The sequence below is a fragment of the Kitasatospora sp. NPDC002551 genome (assembly GCF_040296005.1).
In the GTDB taxonomy this organism is placed as follows: Bacteria; Actinomycetota; Actinomycetes; order Streptomycetales; family Streptomycetaceae; genus Kitasatospora.
Map to the genome: position 1 here is coordinate 1 of NZ_JBEOWI010000130.1, position 5335 is coordinate 5335.

Sequence of the window (5335 nt, forward strand, 5' to 3'; positions counted from 1 at the left end):
GGTGCTCCGGGTGCGGGGGAGTTGGTGGCGGAGCTGTCCGCTGCCGGGGCGTCGGTGGAGGTGGTGGCGGCCGATGTGTCGCGGCGTTCGGTGGTGGAGGGCCTCGTGCGGGGTGTCCCGGCGGACCGTCCGTTGACGGCGGTGGTGCACACGGCGGGTGCGTTGGCGGACGGGGTGTTCGAGGCGCAGTCGGCGGAGCGCCTCGACGAGGTGTTCGCCCCGAAGGCGGACGCGGCGTGGCACCTGCACGAGGCCACCGAGCACCTCGGCCTGGCGGCGTTCGTCCTGTTCTCCTCGGGTGCGGGGGTGTTCGGCAGCGCGGGGCAGAGCGTGTATGGGGCGGCGAACGCCTTCCTGGACGGGCTGGCGCGGTGGCGCGGGTCCCGGGGTCTGCCGGCGGTCTCGCTGGCCTGGGGCCTGTGGGCCGAGGCCAGCGGGCTCACCGGCCACCTGGGCGAGCAGGACCACGCCCGCCTGGCGCGCGGCGGCCTGGCGGCGATGGAGACGGACGAGGCGCTGGCCCTGTTCGACGCGGGCCTGCGTTCCCCGGAGCCGGTGCTGGTGCCGACCCGCCTGGACCGGTCGGCGCTGCGGGCGCAGGCGGCGGGCGGCGAGCTGAACCCGCTGCTGCGCGGTCTGGTCCGCGCCCCCCGCCGCACCGCCACCGCGGCCTCCGCACCGACCGGCGACGGCCGGGACGCCCTGCTCCGGCGGCTCGCCGCGGCGGGCGAGGCGGAACAGCTGCGGCTGCTCCTGGACCTGGTCCGCGCCAGCGCCGCCAAGGTCCTCGGCCAGAGCGTCGACGAGACCGTGAAGCCCTCCCAGGCGTTCAAGGACGTCGGCTTCGACTCGCTGACCTCGGTACGGATCCGCAGCAGCCTCACCGAGGCCACCGGCGTCCGGCTCCCGGCGACCCTGGTCTTCGACCACCCGACGCCGACCGCCGTCGCGGAGCACCTGCGGGACCGGCTCGGCCTCGCCGGAGCCGCTCCCGTGCCGCCCGTGCTGCTCGAACTCGACCGGCTGGAGCAGGCCCTGGCCGCCACCGCCGGGACCGGCGACGGCCTGCGGAGCCAGGTGGCCGCCCGGTTGGAGGCACTCACCGCCCGCTGGACGGAGCCGGCGGGCGAGGAGCCGGAGACGGCGGGCGTCGACGTCGGCGCGGCCTCCGACGACGAGCTCTTCGACCTCATCGACAACGAACTCGGCCTTTCCTGATGACGGACACGAGGAAGAACCCCATGGCGAACGACGACAAGCTGCGCGACTACCTCAAGCGCGTCACGGCCGACCTCCAGCAGACCCGGCGCCGCCTGCGCGACGCCGAGGCCCGGCGCACCGAGCCGGTCGCGATCGTCGGGATGGCCTGCCGGCTGCCCGGCGGCATCACCTCCCCGGCGGACCTGTGGCGGCTGGTCAGCGAGGGCACGGACGCCATGGGCCCCTTCCCCCGCGACCGGGGGTGGGACGTCGACGGCCTGCACGACCCCGACCCGGACGCCGCCGGGAAGACCTACGCCGAGGAGGGCGGCTTCCTCGCGGACCCGGGCGGCTTCGACGCCGCGCTCTTCGGGATCTCGCCGCGCGAGGCGCTGGCGACGGACCCGCAGCAGCGCTTGCTGCTGGAGGCCTCCTGGGAGGCCCTGGAGCGGGCCGGCATCGACCCGACCTCGCTCAAGGGGCAGCCGGTCGGCGTCTACGCGGGCCTGATGTACCACGACTACGCGCACCACGTGCTCAACCTCCCGGAGGGCCTGGAGGGGTACTTCGGCATCGGCAACTCGGGCTCGGTGGCCTCGGGCCGGGTCTCCTACACGCTGGGCCTGGAGGGCCCGTCGGTGACGGTGGACACGGCGTGCTCGTCCTCGCTGGTCGCGCTCCACCTGGCCGCGCAGGCGCTGCGCGACGGCGAGTGCACGCTCGCCCTGGCCGGCGGCGTCGCCGTGATGGCCACGCCCGAGGTGTTCGTCGACTTCGCCACCCAGCGCGGCCTGGCCCGCGACAGCCGCTGCAAGGCGTACGCCGACGGGGCCGACGGGACGGGCCTCGCGGAGGGCGTGGCGGTGGTGCTGCTGGAGCGGTTGTCGGACGCGCGGCGGCTGGGGCACGAGGTGCTGGCCGTGGTCCGCGGTTCGGCCGTGAACCAGGACGGTGCGTCGAACGGTCTGACGGCGCCCAACGGTCCGTCCCAGGAGCGGGTGATCCGGGCCGCGCTCGCCAACGCCCGGCTGGTGGCGGCCGACGTCGACGCCGTCGAGGGCCACGGGACGGGGACGTCCTTGGGGGACCCGATCGAGGCGCAGGCGGTGCTGGCCACCTACGGGCAGGGGCGGTCGGCCGAACAGCCGCTCTGGCTGGGCTCGTTGAAGTCCAACATCGGGCACACCCAGGCGGCCGCGGGTGCGGCCGGGGTGATCAAGATGGTGGAGGCGCTGCGGCACGGTGTGCTGCCCAAGTCGCTGCACATCGACACGCCCAGCTCCAAGGTGGACTGGGATTCGGGAGCGGTCGCGCTGCTCACCGAGCGGCGGGCCTGGCCCGAGGTGGACCGGCCGCGCCGGGCCGCCGTCTCCTCCTTCGGCGTCAGCGGCACCAACGCGCACGTCATCCTGGAGCAGGCGCCGGCCGAGGAGACCGCGCCGGCGGAGGAGACCGCGCCGGCGGAGGCCGAGCCGTCCGGTGCCGCCCTGCCGCTCGTCCTGTCGGCCGCCACCGAATCCGCGCTGCACGCGCAGGCCGACGGCTGGCGCCGCCACCTCGCCGACCGCCCCGACGCCGACCTGCCGCGCACCGCCCGCACCCTCCGCACCACGCGCGCCGCGCTGGAGCAGCGCGCGGTGGTCGTCTCCACCGACCGGGCGGCGGCCCTCGCCGGGCTGGCGGCGCTGGCGAAGGGGGAGGAAGCGGCGGGTGTCGTGACGGGCCGGGCGGAGGTGAGCGGGCGTTCGGTGTTCGTCTTCCCGGGTCAGGGTTCGCAGTGGGCGGGGATGGGGCGGCGGCTGCTGGCGGAGTCCCCGGTCTTCGCGGAGGCGCTGGCGGAGGTCGAGAGGGCGCTGAAGCCTTATGTCGACTGGTCGTTGCTGGAGGTGGTGAACGAGGGCGCGGCTCTGCTGGAGCGGGTCGATGTCGTCCAGCCGGTGTCGTTCGCGGTGAACGTCGGTCTCGCCCGGGTCTGGGCCTCGCTCGGGGTGGTCCCGGACGCGGTGGTGGGCCACTCGCAGGGCGAGATCGCGGCGGCCCATGTCGCCGGGATCCTGTCGCTGGAGGACGCCGCCGCCGTGGTGGCCCTGCGCTCGCAGGCCATCGCGCGCGGTCTGGCCGGGCGCGGCGGCATGGTCTCGGTCGCCCTGCCGTTGGAGCGTCTGGCCGGCACGCTGCCGGACGGCGTCGAGGTCGCCGCCGTCAACGGCCCCACCTCCGTGGTGGTCGCCGGTGACCCGGCCGCACTGGACACCCTCGTCACCGCCCTGGAGGAGCAGGGCGTGCGGGTGCGCCGGGTCCCGGTGGACTACGCCTCCCACACCTCGCACGTCGAGTCGATCGAGGACGAACTCGCCGGGCTGCTGGGCGCGGTGAAGCCGCAGCCCGCCGCCGTCCCGTTCCTGTCCACGGTCGAGGGCCGCTGGCTGGAGGGCCCCGAACTGGACGCCGGCTACTGGTACCGCAACCTGCGCCGGACCGTTCAATTCGGCGAAGCCGTGCAGACGTTGGCGGCCGAGGGCTTCCGTTGCTTCGTCGAGGTCAGCGCCCACCCCGTCCTCGCGCACGGCATCGTCGAGGTGCTGGACGAGGCCGTCGACGCCCCGACCGTGGTCACCGGCACCCTGCGCCGCGACGACGGCGGCTGGGACCGTGTCCTGCTGGCCGCCGCCGAACTCCACGTCCACGGCGTCCCCGTGGACTGGTCGGCGACCTCCACGGGCGCCGCCGCCCTGCGCCCCGCCGACCTCCCCACCTACCCCTTCCAGCATCAGCGCTACTGGCTGGAGACCCGCCCCGCCGCCGACGTCGGCGCCGCCGGACTCGCGTCCGTCGGGCACCCGTTGCTGGGCGCGGCCGTGCCGCTGCCGGAGGGTGGGGTGGTGCTCACCGGCCGGCTGGACCCGAAGGACCACGGCTGGCTCGCGGACCACGCCGTCGCGGGCACCGTGCTGGCCCCGGGGGCGGCGCTGTTGGAGCTGGTCGCGCGGGCCGGCGACGAGGCGGGTGCGTCCGCCGTCGAGGAACTGGTGATCGAGGCGCCGCTCGTCGTCCCCGAACGCGGCGCCCTGCAGCTGCACGTGAACGTCGACGCGGCGGCGGACAGCCGGCGCCCGTTCGCCCTGTACTCCCGGCCCGAGGACGGCCAGGACGACGCCGCCTGGACCAGGCACGCCACCGGCTTCCTCGGGGCCGGCGCCGCGCCGGCCGCGCCGGCCGCCGGCCCGTGGCTGCCGTCGGGCGCCGAGGCCGTCGAGCTGGACGGCTTCTACACGGGGCTGGCCGAACGGGGCTTCGGCTACGGCCCGGCCTTCCAGGCCCTGCGCGCCGTCTGGCGGCACGAGGGCGAGGTGCGCGCCGAGGTGGCGCTGCCCGAAGGTCTGGCGGTCGACGGCTACGGGATCCACCCGGTTCTGCTGGACGCCGCGCTCCAGGCCAGCAACTTCCTCGCCGTCGCCGATCCGGAGCCGGGCCACGTCCTGCTGCCGTTCGCCTGGAGCGACGTGGCCGTGTTCGCCGCGCGCCCGGCCGCCCTGCGGGTGCATGTCCGGCAGACCGGCCCGTACGCGTTCTCGCTCGCCCTGACCGACCACTCCGGGCTGCCGGTGGCCTCGATCGGTTCGCTGACGCTTCGTCACGTTCCCGTCGAGCGGCTCACCTCCCTCGCCGGGGCCGGGAGCGAGCACCTCTACCAGGTCGGCTGGACGCCGCTCGTCCTGCCCCCGGCGCCCGCGGCCGACGCCCCGGCGGTGCTGGACCTGTCCGGCGACGCGGCCGGCGGCCCGGAGGGGGCCCGTGCACTGCTCGGCCGGGTCTCCGGCTTCCTGCGCGACGGGCTCACCGACCCCACCCGCTCCGGCGGGCCGCTGGTGGTCGCGACCGGGCTGCCGGAGGAGGACCCGGCGGTCAACGCGGTGTGGGGGCTGGTCCGTTCGGTCCAGTTGGAGCAGCCCGGCCGGATCGTCCTGCTGGGCGGCGAGGGCCCGGACTTCCCCGCCGCGGCGACGGCGCCGTCGGTGCTGGGAGCCCTGCTCGCGTCCGGCGAGTCGCAGGTGGCCTGGCGTGATGGCGGGATTGTCGTGCCCCGTCTGGTCCGTGCCGAGGTGGCCGCTGATGCCGGTCCGGTTCTGGATCC

2 protein-coding genes are annotated in these 5335 nt (G+C 76.0%); both read left to right on the forward strand.

Features of this window, described 5'->3' with window-relative positions:
* The coding region (locus ABT093_RS40335) for a type I polyketide synthase (RefSeq protein ID WP_350572493.1) at nt 1-1218 on the forward strand (1218 nt) is incomplete at its 5' end.
* 23 nt (nt 1219-1241) lie between these two features.
* On the forward strand, nt 1242-5335 hold a 4094-nt coding region (locus ABT093_RS40340), incomplete at its 3' end, for a type I polyketide synthase (RefSeq protein WP_350572494.1).